Below are 23,446 nucleotides of genomic sequence, written 5' to 3'. Positions count from 1 at the left end.
TCTTTCGTTCAGTACATTCGTTCAGAGCATTCATTTAGGACAATGACAACATTCATGTCATATGAACGCTGCACCTGCTCTGCCTGTAGCATCGAAATCCGTTGGTCGGCATAGCCCAGATTCTCACCGATAATAAATGTCCGTTTCAGTTGACGAACCAGCGCTTGCTGTGCGATTCGATACGGCCCGAGATATTGGTCGGTCACTAACGCAACCTTGTCGTGTGCAAACAGAAAATCGAAATCCGGTGACTGGCCATGACTGCTGGTGATATACAGATCGTTCATATCCATGCCGATTTCAGTAAACAGCATCTGAATCGAACTGATCCCGGGTATGACTTGCCGCTCATCGGGCGGAAAATGCTGACAGATACGTTTACCGATCCCAAATAACATCGGATCACCCGATGCAAGCACCACCACCTGACGCGATGCGAGCTGAGCCAGAGATTGCATGATGACGTCGATACAGCCCGACATCGCAATCCGTTCCCCCTGAAAATCAGGAAACAGACGCAATAATCTCGGCCAGCCGACCAACACCTCGGCACGGTCAATCAACTGACGTGCGGCGACCGTCATCATGTCATCCCGGCCGGGTCCGGTGCCGACTACATAAATCATTGGTAATCCTCCACAATCTCGTCAATCGGACGATGAGCACCTAAGACCTGATTGTCATAAGAAAACAGCACCACATCACACCTGAACGGACGAGTGGCATAGCGCAGCATGTCTGCGACCCGCGTGCAGATCCGCTGCGCCAGCGCGGTATAAACCGCCTGATAGCCATGCTGTTCAATCAATGCCAGCGCTTCTTCGGTAGTCAGGCAGGCATAAACCTGTTGCAACAAGGCATTCGGTGCCCCCAGCAAGGCTAAATGGGTGACCAGTGTTTCCAGCCGTGCATCGGCAATATGCGAATGGGTATGAAAAACCCCGGCGGCAATCTTAATCAGTTTGCCGATATGCCCGACCAGTAAGACTTGTTCAAATTCAAGACGATTCGCCTCTTGCAACATGTAGCCGACAAAATTACTCATAGTCACGACCATCTCGTGATTCAGATGCAGCTGTTGACGCACGAACCGTTCGCCATGATTGCCCGGCACCAAAATAACCCGACGGTGGCCTTGGGCTTTTTTCTGTTCCAACTCAATGGCTAACGAACGTTTCCAGCTCTCTTCAGACATTGGGGTCACAATACCGGAGGTGCCAATAATCGAAATGCCGTTTTCAATCCCGAGCCTGGCATTGTAGGTTTGCCTGGCTCGCTCAATGCCTTCCGGTGCGAAAATCTCGACCGTCACGCCTTGATTGGGCCCGATGACCTCACGGACGGCCTGCTCAATGGTATGCCGCGGGGTTTTATTGATTGCCGCAGCACCGACCGGCAAGCCAACCCCTTGCCGTGTTACGGTACCGACCCCCACCCCGCCGATAATCTCAATGGATGTTCCGGGATTGCGGGTCACCCGGGCGAAAATCAACATCCCGTGGGTGGCATCGACATCATCCCCGCCATCTTTGCGAATCGCAGCAACCGCCTCAGACTCGGCCACAGATGCTTCTTCAACACTCAGGTTCAAGGGGACGCCGGAAGGCGTCACGATAGAGACTTGATGGATAAGTTGCTGACGCAGCAGCATCAAGGCCGCCACTTTCGCTGCCGCGGTCGCACACGAGCCGGTGGTATAGCCTTTGCGATAAGCTTTTCCCCGGTGCCAGATAAGATCCTGAAGCGCAGGTTCAGTCATCGCGCCTCCTGCATGTCATACAACACCGCATTGACAATCGCGGCAGCAACGTTACTGCCGCCTTTGCGCCCGAGAGCGGTAATAAAAGGGAAATCGCTGTCATACAGAGCTTGTTTCGATTCAGCCGCACCGACAAATCCAACCGGAACCCCGATAGTGACAGGCCGGTTTGCTCCGGCACTTTGCAGTAATTGAAACAGTGCCGTCGGGGCGTTGCCGAAGACAAACACCGCATTTTCGCTTTCAGCCAACGCCTTCTCAACCGCCACCATCGAACGGGTTTTGCCTTGTGCCTTGGCCGTCGCTGCCACATCCGGGTCGGCAATATAACAACGCACCTCGCAGCCAAACTGACGTAACAGAGATTTATTCATACCGGCCAGCACCATGGTGGTGTCGGTATAAAACACACATCCGGCCGCAATCCGGGCCGGTAACTCAGCCAGAATCGTGGGTGAGAATTTTAAAATTTCCAGCCAGTCAAAGTCGGCGGTCGTGTGAATCGCCCGGGTAATGATTTTTTTCTCAAGCGGATGATGGAAACGATAGGTCGGAAAATCGGTCTCAATGATCTGATCAATGATCTCAAAACTGGTCGATTCAATTTGCTGCGGCTGTTGAATAAAGGATTGCGGTTGCTGACTTGTTGTCTGGCATCGGTTTGGGTTTGCTTTCATAGACCACCAATCACTGTTTAACTGAGAAAGGTTCAACCAAGACCGGTTTAACCAAGTTCTGTTCTACTGGTGAATTGCGGGTATAAAGCAACCGCCCCCAAATCGACGATTTGACGGCTGTACCCTACTCGCTTCCCACCGAAGGAGTTACGGAATTGCTTTGACTCGTCTTCTGACTTAGCTTCAACCTTCCTGATCCCTTCCCGTTTGCACAGTGGTTTAATCAGGTCGTCAGCATTACAGCAACGGGGGCTGTGGAGGAGTTGCACCTCACTTCCGATCCGTATCCAAATTGCCTCAATATGTTGCAAGTCGTTCTTGCCGAACATTGACAGGCCATACTTTGGGAGGCTGGATATCGGATTATCATCAAAGCAATGATGTTTATTCGTATGAACACACTGACACAATGTTTTCAGATTGCATTGATAATCATCAATTTATCGTCATATAGTCACAGCGATATGGATTGTTCAGCGATACATCGCCTGCCCGAAAAATATTCGTCTATGCATATAAACCCCCGTCTGGATCAACGATCTTTTCTGACGGGCAGTGTTCAATAAACGAAAAGTTCAATAAGCGTAACGGTCACTCCGACCAATAAATCAAAATGAGGTAAAACGATGAAAGGCAAAGTATGGTTGGTAGGCGCCGGGCCGGGCGATCCGACGTTACTGACAGTGAAAGCACTTTACTGCATTCGTCAGGCCGAAGTGATCGTCTATGACCGTCTGGTCAGTGATGAGATTTTGCAGGAAGCACCATCCCACTGCAAAATGGTCAATGTCGGCAAATTACCTAATTATCATCCCATTCCTCAGGATGATATCAATGACTGCCTGATCCAGCTTGCGTTGCAGGGGCACAATGTGGTTCGTTTGAAAGGTGGCGATCCTTATGTTTTCGGCCGCGGCGGCGAAGAAGCCGAAGCTCTGGCAGCATTCGATATTGAATTTGAAGTGATTCCCGGTATCAGTTCAGCGATTGGCGGACTCGCCTGTGCAGGAATTCCGGTCACACATCGTGATTGTGCGTCTTCTTTTCATGTGGTCACCGGCCATTTGAAACAGGGTAAAGACCCGCTCGACTGGTCACAATTTTCCAGACTGGGCGGGACGCTGGTGATTCTTATGGGCATGAGCCAAATCAAACATATCTGTCAACAACTGATGGATGGCGGTAAGCCGGTCAGTACCCCGGCGGCGGTGGTTCGTTATGCCAGCCGGGACAATCAGCAAGTTGTCACCGGCACTGTTGCTAATATTGCCCAGCGTGCAGAAGAAGCTCAGATCAAATCTCCCGCATTGATTGTGATTGGCGGTGTTGCGGCAAAACATACCACGCTTTCGTTTCAGGCCACTTGTCGCCATATCAGTGAGTTAGCGGAGTTCGTAGCATAATCGTGATGAGAACATCCTGACCGTCAAACCGTTAGCGGAGATGCAATACTGTTAACGGTCAGATAAGACTGCCCCTGATAGCGGTTGAGAGTGAGATGCGTAACACTCTGGTTCGGAATCGCCAGTCCGGTATACCACTGCGGGTTGCGCCAGTCTAACCCGAGTACATGCGCCAGTATGTAGCGAATCGGCCCGCCATGGGCAATGATCAGGGTATCATGCTGGCACTGTTCAATCAGGGCTTCCCACGCTTCGGTCACTCGTGCTACACCGTGAGCCAATGGCTCAGCATCCGGCAGAGGCATATGCGCCGGATCCGCCCAGAAATGTTCTAGGGTCTCCCATTCGTCTTTCAATGCATCAAACGGCACCCCGTCAAACCGACCGAAATTCTGCTCTTTAAACCGTTCATCTACCGTTAAATTCAGGGCCGGATTCAATGCAGTTAATTGTTCCGCCAGGTAGCGGCAACGGGTTAAAGGCGAGGTATAGATGGCCTGAAACTGATAATGGGTCAGTAAAGCACGCGCCATAGTTTGTTGGGTCACTTCATCGACACGGACATCCGTATGCCCGTTCAGTGCCGGCTTGCCTTCGGTTTTCCCGTGTCGCAGCAAATATAAGTGAATCATCTGGTTTCCTTTGATATCCGGGGTCTTTTTAGGGCTCAACTATTTTGGATGAGCAGAGGCTGAAGTAAAAAATCTAGCGATTGCTGCATCACTCGGCGAAGAGACTGTGGTTTTAGAATCTCATGTCCTTCATCATCGATCACATGCAGCGTTACTGACTGGTTTTGCGCCTGCATGGTTGCCGCAAGCGTTTCACTTTGACCAACCGGTACAATCCGATCCTGCCGGCTGTGGACAATCATCAACGGACAATGAATACGATGACAATGATGCAAAGGCGAGGCCTGTTGTAACGCTTGTTGGCCTGTCGGTATTCTGGGATCATGAACCAAGTGATAGAACGCTTCTTGAATCGGCTGCCAGTCTTTCGGCATATTCTCCAGCAGGTATGCCATGTCTGACGGCGCATTGATAATGACAGCATTAGTAAACGGTATCGCGTGACGAATCAGCTGCATCAACACCGAATAGCCACCGAAGCTGATACCAAATCCATGAATATGCTGGGAGTCAATCGCGTCGTGTTGTAAGGCATGTTTCAATGCAATTTCAATATCAGTCTGAACATCATCTTCCCAGTGCCCGATACTGGCCTGAATAAACTGACGACCCGACCCGGTCGAGCCCCGAAAGTTCATCTGTAATACCGCAAAACCGGCCGCACAAAAATACTGCACAATCGCATTAAATCCCCAACGGTCATGCCCCCACGGCCCAGCGTGAGGGAAAAGGATAAGAGGTCGCGGTGTTTGCACCTCAGGAATAGTCAGGTAACACTCGATGCGTAATCCATCAAAACTTGGGACTGTATAAAATTGAGTGGTAGCGAGCGTCGTCGGATCCAGTTGAGGAAAAGCACTACCGAGCACCACCAACAGATCGACTGTAGCATCATAAAGATAGCTAATTTCGGGTTGTACATCCGATGCCCCCGCAAATACAAATCGCTCTCCGTCTGCCGATTTCGCCAGCATAGTACACAACGGCAGCCCGATCCGTGCTTTAATTCGCTGATAAAGCCTATCTGTATCCGCATTAAAAAAATGATACTGCTGCGGTGTCGTCGCAAAGACCACCCCTTCAATATCACCATTCGGATCAACCCCCGTAATTCCGGTCATATCTTTGTCTGCATCGGTTTCAATCCAGTGTATGGTCATGGCCTGAGCAATATTGACCCGAGCCAGAGAGAGCGAGTCCCGCTCAATATTGGTGAGGGCGAAAAAATCATGGTCAGGATCGACATCGGTAAAGATCGGAGTAAACGACGCATCATACGGGCAGATACCGACCACCTCAAACCGTCCTTCCTGTGGAATCGGCTTCTTGATTTGATAACCCGAATCAGACGCAGACAGAACCAGTCTTAACTGGCCGGCCCAATCAAAAAACAGCTGTGTATCATCCGGCTGGCAGATCAGTAAGGTAACTCGCTCCTGCGTACGAAGATTAAGATGGGAGACGACTCTTAAACCTTGCTCATCTTCATCATAAGTCAGGATTTCATCAGGCCGGGCGGGTAACATACAGGCCAGTTCACAAATGGCCAATTCACCGGATAAATCCGTAAACCGATTTGCAGTGATGTCGATCATATGGAGTTGTTTGTGCTGCGCACCACATACCATCGTCGTGACAATCAATATCTCGTCCGTTTTCCAGACCACATCTAAGACATACTCATCATCTCTCAGTGGATAATCGTATTGCGGTTCGAGGTTCAAATGCTCATCAATACGACTGAGACCAATATGGTGCCGGTCAGGATCGGTATGCAGATAAGACAGCCACTGTCCGTTGGGTGACAGTCTGAACATTGTTTCAAGTGGTGTGCAAAAAAATGTTGTTGCACTGTCCCAAGATGAAACCGTTGCTTTCATCGCAGCCTCCTTTCTTATCTCTGGCTCACCCCCCTCAACGGCATTTCTGTGAGCAAGTTTTCAGTTGCACATCACTTCAGCAACCAGCTGATTATCCGAATCACTGATCACTTTGCCTTGGGCGAGGGTCACCACTCGTGAGGCAGAAGCGATCGTTTCGGGTCGATGGGCGACAATCAGCCGGGTCATCTGTAATTGATCAACCGCAGCGTTCACTTCCTGTTCCCGTTGAATATCCAGATGGCTGGTTGCTTCATCTAATACCAGAATAATCGGCTGTTTATATAACGCTCTTGCCAGTAAGACCCGCTGTTTCTGGCCACCGGAAAGCACCGTTCCCATATCACCAACCAGCGTATTGTATCCCATCGGCATGGCCGTAATATCCTCATGTACTGCTGCCATTCGGGCACATTCTGTAATCCGTTCCAAATCGGGAGTGGTATCAAAAAAGCAGATATTGTCAGCAATGGAGCCCGCAAATAAGACATCATCCTGAAGGACACTGCCCATCAAGTTCCGCGCCTGCTCATGCCCCAGTTGCCCGAGCTCAATACCACCGATACAAATACGTCCCTGCTCAGGTGTTAACACCCCCAACAGTATATGAACCAGTGTCGTTTTCCCACACCCCGATGCACCGACAATTGCAACAGACTCGCCAGCCTGAATATCCAATGTGACACCATCAAGTACCATCGGCTCCCCTTCAGCATACTTGAAACTAATATTTTCAAACCGGATATCGGCTGCAACCTGATCATTTTCCCGCAGTAAATAGGGTACATCTTCGTGTTGTTCGGGCTCAGCAAGTACGATATCGGCCAGACGTTCACCCTGAAGCCGCAACATCCTGACTTCAAAATATTTATCAATCAACCCGCTGACTCGCCCGTCAAAGTGCATTTTATAGGCATTGAATGCTATCAGTCCCCCGACAGTAAACACATTATCAATCACCATTGATGCACCCAACCAGATAATCACTAACCCTTCAATCCCGAATAAGATCCCATTCAGCTGTTGATACAGCAGTTGCATTTTCTGCATATGTAAACCAGCATTGATTTGGCCGATGAACAGGGACAACCACCCTTCCCGGCGATCACTTTGTCGATTGAACAGTTTAATGGTTTTGAGCCCCCGGACAGTTTCTAAAAAGAAACTCTGTTGCCGGGCTCCCTGAATAATCTCTTCTTCCGTAGCTCGCTGCAACGGCTGAAACCAAATCGCTCTGAGCAGACCGTACAATGTCATCGTGATTAACGCGACAAAACTGAGCTTCCAGCTATATAAGAACATCATCGCAAGCGTAATGACCGTAACCAAGCCATCAACCACGGCACTCAAAAATGAGGTAGTCAGGGTTTTCTGAATAATTTCTACAGCACCAAAACGTGAAATTACATCGCCGAGATGACGTCGCTCAAAATATTTAATCGGTAAACTTAACAGATGAGAAAAAACATTGGCTCGCCACTGCACACTGATTGATGTACTGAAATACATCATGGCCCAACTGCGAACTGCACTAATCGTCTGTTGCATAACCAAAAGCAAGCCGAAACTAATCACCAGCACCGTCAGTAAATCTCGATCAGCACTGACAATCACTTCATCAATCACCCATTGTAAAAACAGCGGTTGGATAAGTGCAAAAATCTCCAGAACCAACGCCAGAATCACAATCTGGCTGAGCGACCTGGCCAACCCTGTCATTGGTCCAATCAACGCTCTCAAACGAATCCGCGCGCTGGGTCGCCGCGTTTCAAAACTTTGAGTCGGCCACAATTCCAGCGCCACACCGGTATAACATTGTGAGAATTTCTCATGAGAAACTTTCTGAATACCGCTGGCTGGGTCGTAAATCACTGCATATTTACGATTCATTTCCTTGAGCACCACAAAATGGTTGAAGTTCCAGTGCAAAATACAAGGCTTGCGGACTTGAGGGATTTTCGCGCAATCAATCCGTAAGGCACGCGTACCGAGCTGCAGACTGTGAGCGATGTGCATAATCCGGCGCAAATCAGTACCTTTCAGCGATACCGGAAAGCGAGAGCGCATCATCGCAAGATCGGTATGGTAACCATAATAACTGGCAATCATCGCCAAACAAGCAAGGCCACATTCCGCTGCTTCAACCTGAAGAATGATGGGAAGTTTCTTACCTAAACCAAGTGATAATCGTTCGAAGAAAACCATATCTTGCTACCATTTCCCGGTCAGGCTGAAAAGCGGGTCAAAAATCCATTCATATAGTTTTCTGCTGTCTTGCATAATATCGGCCTGCAATACCATACCCGCTTGTAGGGGCTGTGACTGGCCATAAGCTGTAATAGTTTGCGAATCTAACGCCGCGGTGACCTGATAAAATTCATCCCCTCGCTCGGTCATCACCAGCGTCGAGAGGTGGCTCCGCGACAATTCCTCTGCCGATAACGATGTTCGTGTGATAGATGCCACCTTAGCCCGGTACTGGCCGAATTTCTGATAAGGATAAGCCTGATAACGAATTAAGACTGTATCGCCTTGATTGATAAACCCAATTGACGAGCTTGGTACAAAAAGATGAGCCAACCAGACGGCATGACTCGGCATAATGGTGGCAATAGGATGCAATGTATCGATATTTTGCCCCGGTTCTGCCAATAATGCCGTGGCAATCCCACTGACCGGAGCGGTAAAAGCCTGCTCGCGACGTGACTCGATTTCAATCAATGTCCGGTTCGCATCAATGATGTCTCTTTCTATTTGTGACAGTTGATTCTGGTGGCGGAGTACCTGGCTGTCGCGCTGATTTTCGGCCTCTTTGATTGACTGCTTAAGGCCGGTTAACTCACGTTGATAACTCATTAGCTTTAATTTTTGATCAAGCAGATCAACCTGATACTTCTGTAACAACTCGTGAGCCACATAATTTTGATTCAGTAATTGCTGATAACGTTTGACGCTCTCTTTTGCCAGCACCACTCTTTGTTGCTGCGCTTGCATTTGTGAATCTAGACGCTGACGCTGTTGTTTGAGGCTAATCAACTTATCTTGCAGCATTTTGTTTTCATCTTGATGGAGCAGGCGTAGTTTTTCAGACTCTTCTTGCAGCGACTGTTTGAGCCGCGTCACCTGGTGCAAAATAGCCGCTTGCGTGCGATCCCCATTGACGCTTTGTAATTCAGTCGAGATGGTATACAACACATCGCCCTGCTGTACATGTTGCCCTTCCCTCACTAATTTTCGCATCACAATACCGGTCTGCTGCGGATAAATTTTCACAATCCCTTTATCGGGGACGACCATACCTTCTACGGTGGTTCTGCGCGAATAACTGCCAAACGTAAATAACAACATAATCGCGAGCATCATCAACGCAGCCACCGTCGTAATCACACTAAAGGAAACAGGGCGGATCAGGATAATGTCACCGGCAACCGGTGTTCGTTGTGCATCAATAGCTTCTTGACGGAATGTCGGTCGATTCATCGCAGCGATTCATCCTCTTCATCCCGATCACGATGATGTCGTGAAATCGTCTCCATAAACCGTACGGCCGGCATTGACGAAATACGCTGTCTCGCAATATCCAACCGGAAAATAAGATCACATTCGGGCAGTTGAGAAGCCCAATAAATAAAGCGATGTCCGGCAAATAGCTGACAAAACTGCGCAATAATTTCCGCCTCAACGCAATGACGTAACATGCAGTGATCGACAATCCATAGGTAATCGCCTTCATACCACTCAGTCCAGTGCAGGGTATAATCACTATATAAAATCCGCCCGATAATATCCTCGGACAAATAGGCCCAAGAGACATACCCGACAGGCATTCCCCGATAATAAAACAGATCAAGTTGCTGATGTGCAATCGCATCTTCAACACGATGACGTACCCACGATACAGGCCGATTTGCATACTGCGGATGTCGGGAAAGAATACTGGTGACGCTCCCTAGCAGCATCAATCTTTTCTTATCACCTTCTCGAACCACACCGGTCAAATTCATCCCACCTCCCCATTCATGTATTGCTCCGCACGGTGGTGACGGTAAAAGTCGAGACATGAATTCAAAAACGGATATGAATTGCTCATCTTGTTTAACTGCGAACGTGAGATTGACACACGCCGCTTGTCATATTCGACGGAAAAGTCATAATTTTCAATATGATAAATCAAACGGTAACCGTCTTCTTGCCAACAAACCACATCGAGACCAGCCTCATACGTCATGTAAAAAACACCGCTCTCGACAAGGGCATCACAGCATTGTCTGAGCGAATGGGTAAGCAGTTGCCATCTATCAGTGGCATAGTCCTCATGCTGTTTCAGTGTGGTTTCGATTTCATTCATCATGCCGTGGTATGAAAAATAGTCTGGTTTTTGTGTCCGCTTAATCGCACTGAGTGTCATGCCGATTCGTAGGTGATGCTCTGAAATATCCAGAGCTTGCGCGGTCATGAGGATGAGTTGCCACACTTGCACCCGGAACTGTAAATAGCGTTGCACTGCTTCCTGCTGAATGAATGATTTTGGCCAGTCGGCTCGGGCAGTCGCACTGAAAGTCAAATCAACCAGACTTATCAGCTCTTGCTCGTCTGTGCAGAGATAGACCGGCAGAATTTTTAACACCTCAATCAGCGCGTGTGCCCAATCAATACTGACCGCTTCAGCAGCAATTTTTTTCGCTATCGGCGCCGGAACTCCCGCCATTTGCAGTAAATACAAAGCGGATGCTTGGTGAAGCTCATCCTTGAATGTTGTAATGATCTTCTCAATCCAATGTTGCTTTGTGGCATCGGATAAATGCTGATATTTGCTATAATGCATCACCAATGAATATAAAACATCGACAATAATACTGTCCTGATCCCACAGTGACAGCCAAGCACTATCCATCCCTTGCGCAGAAAAAATACCAGCCGGATTCAGGGGCGATGTAGCCGTAAAATCCAGCCATTTACCATCAACTGAAAAATTAGATGAAGAGAGACTGTGATAAAGAAAGTGCGACTGAGCAAACGCTAACTGGTGTGCTTGTCGGCAGGCAAACTGACATAACCCGGCTGGCACAACCTGTGCCGCTTTAACCGTATCGAGGGAATATGTTGCTTGTAAGATTGGCGCAAGATGATTACACATCGCGGCAACCCGCCGTACATCTTGCGACCGCTCGGCAATCGGACTCGGCCGGGGGTGACGAAATGCCGCAGCACGCTCAAAATGAGCGGGACGGATCAATAATTCTCGCACCAGTAAAGCCCGAGATTGACCGGAAATGACGCTATCCGGGAGGGCTAAAACCGCAAGACAGGCATTCACGCCATAAGGCAGACACTGCTGTAAAATCCGACTCCAAACCATTTCATACAGCGCGGAAGCAAGTGTCAACTCGCCGTTACTCTGCTTCAGACTATCGGCATCAATAACCCCGACTAATGGATTCGGGCCGATACCTTTGAGCTGAAATTTTTCTCCGTCATAGCCACAACGGGCACCACCACCGTGAGATCCCATCCCGATACCACCGTATCTTTCTGCATAAAAAATCTTGCTTTCACCCCCATCCGACTTTTGCGGTTCAATCACCCATGCAAAACGCTCACGGGCAGCATCCTCCGAAAGCGCCAACTCCGGAGCCATATAGAGCACCTGACTTTCGGGTCGTGGCTGTGCCACGAAAGATACCAAACAGGGATGAATCAGCTCAGTCACAGTCATAACCATAATCTTATCGTTGAACAGTAGGTCTTGAGACCAAAGTCATCTGTAGAGAAAAATAAGCATGGACGATCAGGCGTCAGCTAGATATACCAGAGCCCGGATGATCCGCGCGATTCATGGAAGAAATCGGTCACCATCACTTTACCGCGTCCCGGGTGCACGGACAGTACATGGCTGACCAACATCGAGACATGAAACTCAGCTAAAAATTGTTCAAAGCGTTCGGTAAGTTGATTCGGATGCGCAGCGCCCATGGCGGCAGCAGAAAAAATCAACCCGTCAAAATATTCACACCCCGGTTTGAGCGGATGCTGAGCAATTAATGATAAATGGCAATCCATCTGCGTGGCTCGAGCCCACTGGCGCAGACGCTCCATAATGATAGGTTCAATACCGTCACTTAATGTTGTCCCGATAATCTGAGCGAGTCCGCCATCATTCAAATGATGCGGCAACCCATCCAACACCTGCCATGAGACCGCCCAGCCATCATGACCGCCATGGCCGACAAAAGGGTATTCAATATCGTCGGGAAATGGCAATAAAGGTGGATTACAAACAATATGATCAAAAGATTCATCCGGCTGCAAAGCGTGATACAAGTCACCGACACGAATATCCCAATGATCCAGTTGGTTTAATTCCCGGTTAATCTCGGCAATTGCAGCAGAAACCGGATTAATTTCGACTGATACAACACGGGATGCTTTCGCCGCACTATAAATCGACTGAACCCCCGGGCCGGCACATAAATCGAGTGTTGCGCCATTCATTTGAGGACGCAGCCGACTTAGCAAACCGAATGAATCATCACCATAGTAGACCTTCGGATTCGGATTGGGTGTTTCAAAAAGCAACCAGTTGCCCATCACCACCAACAGGGACATATTCTGCGCTTTTAACTGACCATGCTCATGACGAATTACCTGCTTTGCAATGAACGGTGTTAAACATGCCATTTCTTCAGGCAGAAAATCACTGTCATCCACCGCTTCATTGATCAATAACAATCGATAAAAACGTCGTAATACCGGATCCGTAATATTGTCACGAACATTCAGCCAGTTACTCAGACGAGGTGCTCCGGGAAAAAATGAGCTACATAGATCTGCGTAACCAATGTTACTTAAGTATTGGGTAAGTTTTTGCATAGTCATTCAAATAGAGGAAAAAGTTGATCCAAATGTGTATGAATAATATGTCTCGCCTGTGGATTTTTAAGGACGTTCTCACAGATCTCACATACCGAGCTGTAACGGGTTTTTGGATGAAACAGAGTCTCATCCGAAAATTCCCGGACAAACTGCATCAGGAAATAAGGGCCAAATTTTCGCAAGGCCCGGACGACCAACTGTCGATCACCGCGTTCCAGCAATTCTGCCACGTTGGTATCGTTGACTGCACCAAAATCGAGAAACTCATGGCCATGAGCTTCCGTGCCGCAACAAGCCACCAAGTGCCCTTGAGCAGACAGTGCAGCACTGCGCACTGCCCAGGGACAAGCGATATTCAGGCTCGCCTGATGCTTGGGGAAAACCACTTGTGTATCCGGAATATCTGCGCCACGCCCCAGCCGTTGCAAATGTGCGTTCGACAACAGATAGCGAGTTCCGTCCGGTGCCGGATTCGTCAACGAGGCCGGCATACCGTTATCATCCCAGAATGTTGCAATATCTTCGCCCAATTGAGCACAGATATATTCATGGGTGATCGTTGATCGCGGTCCGTAACAGTTGGCAATCACCACACTTTCAAAGCCTTTGTTCTTACTGGCACGCCACGCATTAGCAACACGTTCGAACGGCACAAAAGGCAGATGATAGTCATCGACACTATAATTAATTTCCGCCAGCCCCGCTTCTCGGAGTGACTCGATCATCTGTTCTGCGGTTTGCCGGCTACTCGCCCAAGACGCGTTGGTGACAATGCGAGTTTTCAGCCCTTTCACATGGCAATACGCAATAGCATCCAATAACTCTGAGCGCAATAATGTCGGCTCACCACCGGCAAAAATAACCTGTCCAAAATCACGACTAGCCGACAGTAACTGATCAACCGTGTCACATATGGTTGCTAAGCTCAGTTTCTCCCGCCTTTGCCGGGAAGAGTTCATCAGACAATGTTCACAAGAGGCCGTACACCGATTCGTTGTAAGAATCGTCAGTTGATTAATATCACTCATCAATTGCTATACCTATGTTTGATACAAGCTTCAGACAAACAGGAACAGCATCAGTTAATGAACAATATCTGCCTGAGTAATTTGATATGCATCACCTGTGGTAGCAATAGTTAAGTGGATACTCATATCCTTATATGCAACCTGAGCACCATGTTGTACCCCCTCTTGTACATCGTGAGGACGTGACTGTGACAAGAGTTTCCACGCGAGGTGCTTCATCAAAGCAGCCTGTCGATACATATTCAGCCCCCGTTCACTCAGATAAGTAGAGAGCTCAGGACTCACAGCGCTATCATCCAGATAAATACGCATTTCCGGCATCATATCGTTACCGTGACTACGCGGAGAGGCTAAAGGACCGCCACCACCACCGCCACCGACATTGGCCATTGCATTCACATTGGCAATCGCATTGGCGTTAGCAATCGCATTGGCATTCGCAAGTGCATTCGCAAGAGCAACTGCATTCGCGACAGCAATCGCAAGAGCGACACCACCATGCACATCATCAATCCAACCATCATCCTCATCGTTGGCTTCGTATCCGTCAATCGAAGGATGGTGATCGCTCATGTGCAACCCTTCAATAACAGAGTTCACCACCACTTGTCTGGCGGTCGGTGAAATCCGGTTGAGATAGTCTGAAAAAAGTATTTCTTGGTCGCCTGTTTTCACCGCAAAATTAAGATTATGCTTCTCAATCATTGCCGCAGGCTCATTTTTAAATTCTTTCAACGAAAGTGAGCTTTGCACAAATGCAGCTCGCAGGTGGTTTACATTTTCCAAAAAACTAGGAGATTGACTCATAATTACTTTTCCTTACCTGAGCGGTATACAAAAAAAACAACAACGAGTGTTGGTACCATGACCTGAGCAACAAACAGAATAAGATTCAGTACCTCATATTGTGCATCCTGCCATGTATTCATTAAGTGTGTGACCGAAAAAAAGGCAATCACAGAAAATGTCATTGCCCAGCCATATATTTTATTAATCCGATACCATTGTTGTTTATTGCTAAATGTTAATTTTATTCTGACACCATAGAAACGATTCGGTTTTACCTTACCAAAAGCTAAAGGAAGCGCTGTAATTAAAAATATCAAACTGCCGAGACTCAGGAGTAAAAAGGAAGTGCTCATTGAATTCATTCCATTTGCCCTATCGATAAAACCATATATTAAAAAATAAAGAAATGTGATCTTAGCCTAACAAAATATTTATATATCATTGATAATACAATAAATTGTAAACAACCATAGCACATAAATAATTTATACAAACCTGACCACAATCAATTAAATAATAATTAATAGCGTAAAAAACCAATGTTTAAACAACAACATCATCCATAAAACATTTATGAATGGTATCATTTACTTTAAGAATAAATTTATTTTACGCATTAGCCCCGCAAATAAAATCATAAACAACTCATCTTCATAAAATGAATTTGTGATCAGTCCAATAGTTCGGATGAATATTTCATCCAGTTACATAATTCTCATCCCTAATTCGGTGACTGTTCTCACAAAAAGGTTGGCGCATACAATTCTACGCCTGCCGTATTCCTCCCGGTCATTTGAACCAGTGGATGAGCTCTCCGCCATGATTTGTTTCTATGATAATGGGTGTTGATATGTTGCAAGCATCAGTTTGCCAATGATTGAGTGACATATTGACGGAACACATGGTAACGGAACAATCAAGACAAATTGAAATGGTTAGGATGAGAATATGAACAACAAACTATCGACCGGGATCATGCTATGCAGCTGCCTGTTGGGGATCTCTCCGGCATATGCACAGGATGCGCCCAAAACCGCCTTTGTTCATCTATTTGAATGGAGCTGGTCTGACATTGCGACCGAGTGTGAAGACTTTCTGGGGCCAAAAGGGTTTGCGGCTGTCCAGATTTCGCCACCGCAGAAGAGTATTGATAACCCAGCCTGGTGGTCTCGTTATCAACCGATGAGTTACCAGTTTGATAACCGCAGTGGTAACCGCGAGCAGTTCAAAGATATGGTCAGTCGCTGTAAAGCGGCAGGCGTTGATATTTATCTCGATGCTGTCATCAATCATATGGCCGCGTTAAATCGCAACTTCCCCGATGTGCCTTATGGCCCCAATGATTTTCACAACTGTACCGGCAATATTAATTACGGGAATCGCTGGCAAGTGCAAAACTGCGATTTGGTTGGGCTGAATGACTTAAAAACCGAATCAGACTATGTGCGGCAAAAAATTGCGGACTATATGAATGATGCCATCAGTATGGGGGTTGCCGGTTTCCGAATTGACGCAGCCAAACATATTCCGGCAGGCGATATTGCTGCAATAAAAAGTAAACTCAACGGCAATCCATATATCTTTCAGGAAGTGATTGGGGCAGGTGGCGAACCAATCCAGCCTTCAGAATATATTGGCAATGGGGATGTCACGGAGTTTAACTTTGCCCGTACCCTTGGCAGTAAATTTAAAAACGGCCACATCAATGAGCTGAAAGAGCTGAATCATTGGAGCGGCTGGCTCCCCAGCGATGATGCCGTCGTATTCGTCACCAACCATGATGATGAACGCACCAATGCCAGCAACGAGCTGACCTATAAAGACCAAGGCAATTTATACATGCTCGGCAATGTGTTTATGTTGGCCTACCCTTACGGTTATCCGAAAATTATGTCCGGCTATCAATTTAATCACAGTGATGATGCACCGCCGGCGACTGGCGTCCATTCAGGGAATGCCTGCCGCTTTAATGGCGGTGACTGGATCTGTACCCATCAATGGCGCGGTGTTGCCAATATGGTTGCCTTTCGCAACGTCACCGCCACGCAGCAACAAGTTACTCACTGGTGGGATAACGGTAGCAATCAGATCGCGTTCGGCCGTGGCGGACTTGGGTTTGTCGTCATTAACCGCAGTGATACCGCGGCACTGGACAAAACACTGAATACCGGCATGCCTGAAGGGGACTACTGCGATATTATCTCCGGTAATTTTGACCCGAATAATGGTGCGTGCAGCGGCAATATCATTCACGTGGACAGTCAGGGTAACGCCATATTTAGTGTCCCTTTGCAAAATGCGGCTGCGATTCACATGGGGGCAAAAATCGATGGCGGAACAACACCGCCGCAACCGAATGAGCCCGTTCCTGCAACAGCAGTGAGTGCACAGGCAATCTGCTACTACGACAAAAATACCGCGTTTAATACACCTTCGATCTATTACTGGAATGTTGCCCCGGCAGGCGCATTAAAAGCAACCACTTGGCCCGGGGTCGCGATGACGAAAAATGGTGATTTTGCTTGCTTTGAACCCGGAGCCCAGCTCACGACAGTTAACGTGATTTTCTCGGATCAGGGAGCCTCTAAGACCGTTGATCTCACCACTCAATCCGGTACTTGTTACATGAACGGCAACTGGAAATCGCTGAGTGGGTGTGGCTTTACCATTAAACCCGGAGATAACGATCATCCTACGGTGCAAAATAACAAAGTGTGTTATGACAACCGGCAGGACTTTAACCAACCTTATCTTTACTTCTGGAATGTCAAAGCAGCCTCTCCTGTCAATGCGGTATCGTGGCCGGGTGTTGCCATGACGAAGGAAAACAACAGCTATTGCTATGATTTCAATCAGGAACTCGCTTCCCTGAATGTAATTTTTAGTGACAATGGCAGCCGCCAGACCAACGATTTATCGGCAGCACCACCGAAACTCTGTTATCAAGACAGTCAGTGGCAGGAAATGACTGCATGTAGTATGAACTAAGTTATACGCACCGTCTGTTATATCATGCGTTATATATTGTGGGGCCGGGAGAAGATGAAGCAGCTACGGCTGGCTCTTGGAGCACTGAAGCTTCATCCATGTCAGTCATATCTTTACCCGTGCCCCCCGGATATGTTTACGGCAGTAAACGCGTCCCAAATGCTTGTGCAAAACCACCGACCGAGACTTGAGTGACCCCTGACATGTCTGACTCAACGGACGCTGTAATTCTTGAGGGACTGCCCATCGCCCTGCCTTGCTCGAAAGTAAAAGTGCGAGAATGACCGGCATACAGGTGTTTGGTCAGATAACATGCCAGTGCACCGTTGGCACTCCCGGTGGCTGATTCTTCCGGAATTCCGACTAAGGGCGCAAAATTTCTGCACTTTGCCGTAAATTCACTATTCTCCTCACATAACTCAAACACATGCATTCCCGTCACCTGATGTTGTTGTGAGAAGTCGCTGAGTAAATCGTGATTGACTTGGATGTGATTGAGGTAACCGTACGGGAGCGGCACAATAATATCCGGCAACCCGGTCGAGAGAACCTCAATTGGCAATCCGGTTGATGCCAACAGAGCTGCATCAATACCGATTAACGGGGATATGTCCTCATAATCAATCACTTTGATATATTCCGGTAAATTCTGCTGCATCACGACGTGACCATCCGGTTCGATCATCACACCGAGCAATCCCGCTTTCGTTTTTTGCGTGTATTGCCCTTCTGTGAGCAATCCTCTGTGATACAAAGTTGAAAACGTAGCTAACGTTGCGTGCCCGCAAAAGTCGACTTCTTCGGTTGGGGTAAAAAACGAGACTTCAAAATCGGCTTCACGCTCTTGTGGCAGTGTTTGTGAAGACGATGCTTGTGAAGATAACGCTTGCGAGACAAAGGCCGTCTCGGAATAGCCGACGGCCTGTGCGATGGCTAACTTTTCTTGGTCTGACAGTTTATCAGCATCCAATACTACGCCCGCAGGGTTGCCACCGCTGCCATTTTCAATAAAAGCGTTTACTAAAATCACTTTTACGTTGTTCAAGACATCTCTCCTTGCAATCACTCATTCAAATCACGCCAACATCATTCAACACAAACTAACCAAATTTAACATCAAAGCCAATTCAAAAAGTGAATTAGCTTGAAAACCGGGCTGAGAAAGGTATCGCGACAAGCAAAAAATAAACTGGCTCCGCCGCTTGATCTCCATGATTTAATTTGGTCATGATTCAGATATCGATGAGACTCATCATCATCATGATATTGTTCGTAAAGTCGTATCGTTGAAAACTCAAACAATTAGCAAGACTGATTATGGCTGGTTCAAGGCGGTTGTGGATGTAGCAAGGAAAATTGAAACTAATATACAGAATAACGGCTTTTATTCAGAAACTAAAAATATACCATTAAAATTTCGAGAAAAGATTTTTTAATGTCCTAAAAATTCACAGTAATTAGAGATTGGCAACAATATAAAAGATATAATCCTTCTACCTATCAATAGCCGAGCTTAACTAATCCGGATATATTTACAGCCAGATTAAAATCAAAAAAATCATTAAATTCTTCTGTCATACGGCTGTTAAGCATCGGTTGCAGCAAACACATACAGGGGCTCTCTTATTACAGTATTATCACAGCGCTTATCACTTTAAGCCATTGAAATAAAAATATATTTTAATCTATAAGCCTAGTTTAAGGGATGATTAAAACACGACTCAAACTTAGGTGCTACATACACACTTAGCCTAAAATTCATCTAAGACACAAACGGTTTTGTTAATTGTATTAATAGTGTACCTATAAGTAGTGGCAGCGATCAAAAATAATAAATAACATAATCCATAAACAAATTCTAAAAATTGCACTTTCAAAGTTAAATACTATGTTTTACATGATCGTAAAAAGTCGATTTTTATTTGACAAAATAGTCAAGAAAATCACTCTAAAATTTATTCAACTACGTGACACACTTAACTGACGAACATTATTTTTTTCAATAATGCTAACGAAGCAAATGACCTTATTTTAATCAGGTCGCTGAATTGAGAACCATCACAACATCTAACCGGACATTATTAATTTGTAAAAGGAATACACAATGAATATAAAATGTCTCTCTAAGAACATGTATGCCAAGGCATCGGCAGCCATGGTGCTTGGAATACTTGCAAGCAGTGTGACTTTACCTGAAACCGCGCTTGCAGCGAACCCTATTGTATCACATGTCTATACAGCTGATCCTGCCGCCCGTGTTTTTAATGGGCGGGTCTATGTAGTGACCACGCACGATCAGGATAACCAAACCGATTATAGCCAATTGAAAGATTACTATTTGTTTTCTTCCGACGACATGGTGAATTGGCAAGATCATGGCATTATTTGGAATTCTAAAACGAATACTAGCTGGGCCAATTTGGCCTACGCACCTGATTTTATAGAACGAAATGGAAAATACTATTTATATTTTCCTGATGGTGGCGGTTCAATTGGTGTGGCCGTTGCAGATAACCCAGAAGGTCCTTATGTTGACCCACTAGGCCACCCACTGGTGGATAGCAGTACACCAAACGGTAGTGTGCAGTGGATTTTTGATCCCGGCGTGTTTATTGATGATGATGGTCAAGCCTATTTGTATTTTGGTGGCGGTGGTCCGGGGAATGCTCGTGTAATCAAATTAAATGATGACATGATTAGCACCAGTGGCAGTGCAATATCCATCGATGTCCCAAACTTCTTTGAAGCGCTTTACATGCATAAGCATAACGGCACTTATTACTTATCGTATTCTTCCGATACCAGTTCGGGTCTGAAAATTAATTATATGACCAGTAATAATCCGACCACAGGATTTACCTACCGAGGTACGATTTTACCCAATCCATGGGAAAATAACTCCAATAACAATCATGCTTCAATTGTTGACTATAAAGGTAAAAGTTACATTTTTTATCATAATCGGGCTGTGGCTAACGCACGTGGCGCGAGCAGTTTTCAGCGTTCTGTCAATGTTGACCTTTTAGAGTACAACGCTGACGGTAGCATAAAACAAGTGAATGCCGGGCGCGCTGGCGCACCACAACTTAAAACTGTCAATGCATTTAATATCAATCAGGCTGAGATGTTTGATGAAGAAAATGGCATAGAAACTGAGAACACGGCTGATGGTACCTTAAATATAATGATGGGTACCGGTGATTGGATAAAAGTATCTGGTGTTAATTTTGGCAATGGTGCTCAAGAGCTAAAACTGCGTGCAGCAACAGATACTGGCTCAAGTTTAGACGTTATTTTGGATAATTTGAATAACTCGCCAGTGGCCACAATTAATATTGATGACACGGGTGGCTGGCAAACGTGGCAAACCCAATTATCAGCATTAAACACCACGATAAACGGTGTGCATGATGTATATTTGCGCGCCAATGGATGGCATAACTTGAACTGGTATCAGTTTATCGGTAATGGCGGAAATCCCGGAAGTGGCACACTGTCCGTGGAATTAGAGTCTTTATCCGGACAAAGTAATTTTAGTCCATTGAGTGTTAAATCAGATAATGGCGCTTCTAACGGGCAATATATTGAATGGTCAAACAACGGCAGTAATCAAGTATTAAGCAGCCCTTCCAATTCTGCCAGCGGACAGGTAGCAATAAAATTCAATGTTTCTCAAACAACAAATGTCGGTTTGGACATTCGGGCGTCATTGGCTGGCGGCAACGATGATTCATTTTATTATCAGTTAGATTCGGGTGGCTGGGTCACTCAAAATAACACCGCCACCAATGGCTGGGGCAACGTGAGGCTTCAGACTTTCAATAACGTGACTGCCGGCGACCACACGCTGAGAATTTTACGACGCGAAGATGGCGCTAAATTAGATAAAGTTACACTCAATGCTGCACAAGGTAATATTCGTCTGCTTGCTGATAACAGCGGCGGTGATGACGGTGATTATCAAGTACCCAGTGATAACTTTGCTGACAACGGTGGTGCAGAAGGCAGCTTAATGAATTGGTCTACAACGGCCGGCTCTATCCGTTTAAGCAATACACAAAGTCACAGTGGTTCATCAAGTGTATTCATTACTGGACGCACTGCCAAATGGCACGGTATTACCTTTAATGTCGGTTCCTTAGTGAATGGTAATCAATATGACGTCGCAGTATGGGTTAAATTAGCCGCAGGCTCACCTGATGTACCCATTACGTTAACTGCTAAACGTCAGGAAGACGGTGATAGCTCAACGTACAATGAGTATGAACAGGTTGCGACTGCCGTTGCATCGGCTAATCACTGGACGTTACTACACGGCTTTTATACACAAAGCGGTACACCTTTTGAGCATTTCATTATTGAATCTGATAGTGAAACCGTGAGTTTTTATGCGGATGATTTTTCAATTGGGGGTGAGGCCGGCGGTGGCAATCAGGTGTGTGATCTGAAATCGAAATACAGCTGGACATCAACAGGCCCGTTAATTGCGCCTCAAAGACAGAATTGGGCGTCAATTAAAGATCCAACTATTGTTAGGTACAACAATAAATATCACGTATTTGCGACGGTATTTGATACAGCCAGAAATACTTGGGGTGGCGTTTACTTCAACTTTAGTGACTGGAGACAAGCCGGTTCTGCAAATCAAGTCGATATGAGCACCACACGGGCAGGCAATACAGTTGCACCGCAAGTATTCTATTTCGAACCAGAAAAAAGATGGTACATGATTTACCAATGGGGCGCTAAATATTCAACTAACACCGATATCAGTAATCCGGCTGGTTGGACATCACCTAAACCGTTATTAAGAAATGGGTTGAGTAATGGCATCGATTATTGGGTGATCTGTGACGATAACTATTGTCATTTATTCTTCTCTGGCGACGACGGTAAGTTGTATCGTTCAAAAGTATCGATTGGTAACTTCCCGAACTTTTCCGGTTATGAAGTTGTGATGCAAGATAGCGTTGCGAGACTGTTTGAAGCCTCTAACGTTTATAAAGTGGAAGGCACTAATAAATATTTATTATTAGTGGAAGCATATGCTCCGCGCTATTTCCGCTCTTGGACATCGACGAGTTTAGATGGTCCCTGGACACCTTTGGCGGATACCAAATCAAATCCTTTCGCAGGGGCAGCAAATGTTTCTTTCCCAGGCGGAAAATGGACGGATGATATTAGTCACGGTGAGATGATACGTTCAGGATATGATCAAACCCTTACGATTAATGCATGTAATATGCAGTATTTGTATCAAGGGCAAAATCCAAATTCAGGTGTATCAGATTACAATCGCTTACCATATAGACTTGGTTTAATCAGCGAAAAATAATCATGCAGTAAGCTCTCGCCACCCGATAATGGGTGGCGATATGAATAAAATAATTATGTGATAGTGCGTGTTTTTACTGCCG

General features: G+C 46.5%; 17 protein-coding genes and 1 riboswitch. Of the genes, 3 read left to right on the top strand and 14 right to left on the bottom strand.

The window, feature by feature from the left end:
• Positions 1-8: 8 nt before the first annotated feature.
• Genes VR7878_RS16420 through VR7878_RS16410 form a run of 3 tightly spaced genes read right to left on the bottom strand, consistent with a single transcriptional unit; the run spans position 9 to position 2,436 of the window.
• Positions 9-626, bottom strand: coding sequence for a cobalt-precorrin-7 (C(5))-methyltransferase (locus VR7878_RS16420; protein WP_059121927.1), 618 nt, complete (start codon positions 624-626; stop codon positions 9-11).
• Complete coding sequence (gene cbiD / locus VR7878_RS16415) at positions 623-1,759, bottom strand: cobalt-precorrin-5B (C(1))-methyltransferase CbiD (RefSeq protein ID WP_077337124.1); 1,137 nt, start codon at positions 1,757-1,759, stop codon at positions 623-625. The genes VR7878_RS16420 and cbiD overlap by 4 nt, the downstream gene beginning before the upstream one ends.
• Entirely contained in the window at positions 1,756-2,436 is a 681-nt protein-coding gene (locus VR7878_RS16410; protein WP_077337123.1) for a cobalt-precorrin-8 methylmutase, read from the bottom strand. The genes cbiD and VR7878_RS16410 overlap by 4 nt, the downstream gene beginning before the upstream one ends.
• A gap of 145 nt (positions 2,437-2,581) precedes the next feature.
• A riboswitch (cobalamin riboswitch) is annotated at positions 2,582-2,742 on the bottom strand.
• 320 nt (positions 2,743-3,062) lie between these two features.
• Here VR7878_RS16410 and cobA point away from each other — a divergent pair.
• The gene (cobA, locus tag VR7878_RS16405; RefSeq protein WP_077337122.1) at positions 3,063-3,839 is read left to right on the top strand and encodes a uroporphyrinogen-III C-methyltransferase; all 777 of its coding nucleotides are present in this window, start codon (positions 3,063-3,065) and stop codon (positions 3,837-3,839) included.
• Between the two features lie 23 nt (positions 3,840-3,862).
• On the opposite strand, the gene VR7878_RS16400 is transcribed toward cobA, so the two are convergent.
• The 10 genes from VR7878_RS16400 to VR7878_RS16355 all read right to left on the bottom strand — a co-directional run bounded on the left by VR7878_RS16400 (position 3,863) and on the right by VR7878_RS16355 (position 15,403).
• Complete coding sequence (locus tag VR7878_RS16400) at positions 3,863-4,471, bottom strand: histidine phosphatase family protein (protein ID WP_077337121.1); 609 nt, start codon at positions 4,469-4,471, stop codon at positions 3,863-3,865.
• Positions 4,472-4,506: 35 nt separating this feature from the next.
• Positions 4,507-6,351: an alpha/beta hydrolase family protein gene (locus VR7878_RS16395; RefSeq protein WP_077337120.1), complete on the bottom strand. Its 1,845-nt coding sequence runs from the start codon at positions 6,349-6,351 to the stop codon at positions 4,507-4,509.
• Between the two features lie 60 nt (positions 6,352-6,411).
• On the bottom strand, positions 6,412-8,556 hold the full coding sequence (locus VR7878_RS16390) for a peptidase domain-containing ABC transporter (protein ID WP_077337119.1): 2,145 nt from the start codon (positions 8,554-8,556) through the stop codon (positions 6,412-6,414).
• A 6-nt stretch (positions 8,557-8,562) separates the two neighbouring features.
• Complete coding sequence (locus VR7878_RS16385) at positions 8,563-9,831, bottom strand: HlyD family secretion protein (RefSeq protein ID WP_077337118.1); 1,269 nt, start codon at positions 9,829-9,831, stop codon at positions 8,563-8,565.
• Entirely contained in the window at positions 9,828-10,355 is a 528-nt protein-coding gene (locus tag VR7878_RS16380; RefSeq protein ID WP_159440491.1) for a toxin-activating lysine-acyltransferase, read from the bottom strand. The genes VR7878_RS16385 and VR7878_RS16380 overlap by 4 nt, the downstream gene beginning before the upstream one ends.
• Positions 10,352-12,025, bottom strand: a complete 1,674-nt coding sequence (locus VR7878_RS16375) for a hypothetical protein (protein WP_139344125.1) — start codon at positions 12,023-12,025, stop codon at positions 10,352-10,354. The genes VR7878_RS16380 and VR7878_RS16375 overlap by 4 nt, the downstream gene beginning before the upstream one ends.
• A gap of 125 nt (positions 12,026-12,150) precedes the next feature.
• A complete protein-coding gene (locus VR7878_RS16370) occupies positions 12,151-13,221 on the bottom strand; it encodes a methyltransferase (protein ID WP_159440490.1) in 1,071 nt (356 codons plus the stop codon).
• A 2-nt stretch (positions 13,222-13,223) separates the two neighbouring features.
• Positions 13,224-14,252 (bottom strand): radical SAM protein, encoded by a 1,029-nt coding sequence (locus VR7878_RS16365; protein ID WP_077337114.1) that lies wholly within the window; start codon positions 14,250-14,252, stop codon positions 13,224-13,226.
• A 54-nt stretch (positions 14,253-14,306) separates the two neighbouring features.
• On the bottom strand, positions 14,307-15,059 hold the full coding sequence (locus VR7878_RS16360) for a hypothetical protein (protein WP_077337113.1): 753 nt from the start codon (positions 15,057-15,059) through the stop codon (positions 14,307-14,309).
• Positions 15,060-15,061: 2 nt separating this feature from the next.
• Positions 15,062-15,403: an SdpI family protein gene (locus VR7878_RS16355; protein WP_077337112.1), complete on the bottom strand. Its 342-nt coding sequence runs from the start codon at positions 15,401-15,403 to the stop codon at positions 15,062-15,064.
• A 586-nt stretch (positions 15,404-15,989) separates the two neighbouring features.
• Between VR7878_RS16355 and VR7878_RS16350 the strand changes: the two genes are divergently transcribed.
• The gene (locus VR7878_RS16350) at positions 15,990-18,029 is read left to right on the top strand and encodes a starch-binding protein (protein ID WP_077337111.1); all 2,040 of its coding nucleotides are present in this window, start codon (positions 15,990-15,992) and stop codon (positions 18,027-18,029) included.
• Between the two features lie 136 nt (positions 18,030-18,165).
• Here the strand turns inward: VR7878_RS16350 and VR7878_RS16345 are convergent, their stop codons facing one another.
• Entirely contained in the window at positions 18,166-19,074 is a 909-nt protein-coding gene (locus VR7878_RS16345; protein WP_077337110.1) for a PhzF family phenazine biosynthesis protein, read from the bottom strand.
• Positions 19,075-20,133: 1,059 nt separating this feature from the next.
• On the opposite strand from VR7878_RS16345, the gene VR7878_RS16340 reads away from it, so the two are divergent.
• Complete coding sequence (locus tag VR7878_RS16340) at positions 20,134-23,364, top strand: non-reducing end alpha-L-arabinofuranosidase family hydrolase (RefSeq protein ID WP_077337109.1); 3,231 nt, start codon at positions 20,134-20,136, stop codon at positions 23,362-23,364.
• The last annotated feature ends 82 nt before the right edge of the window (positions 23,365-23,446 follow it).

Origin of the sequence: Vibrio ruber DSM 16370 (assembly GCF_900163965.1) — a bacterium.
GTDB classification, from domain to species: domain Bacteria; phylum Pseudomonadota; class Gammaproteobacteria; order Enterobacterales; family Vibrionaceae; genus Vibrio; species Vibrio ruber.
Note: the sequence above shows the minus strand (reverse complement) of the source record. Positions and strands in the feature narration are given on the sequence as shown.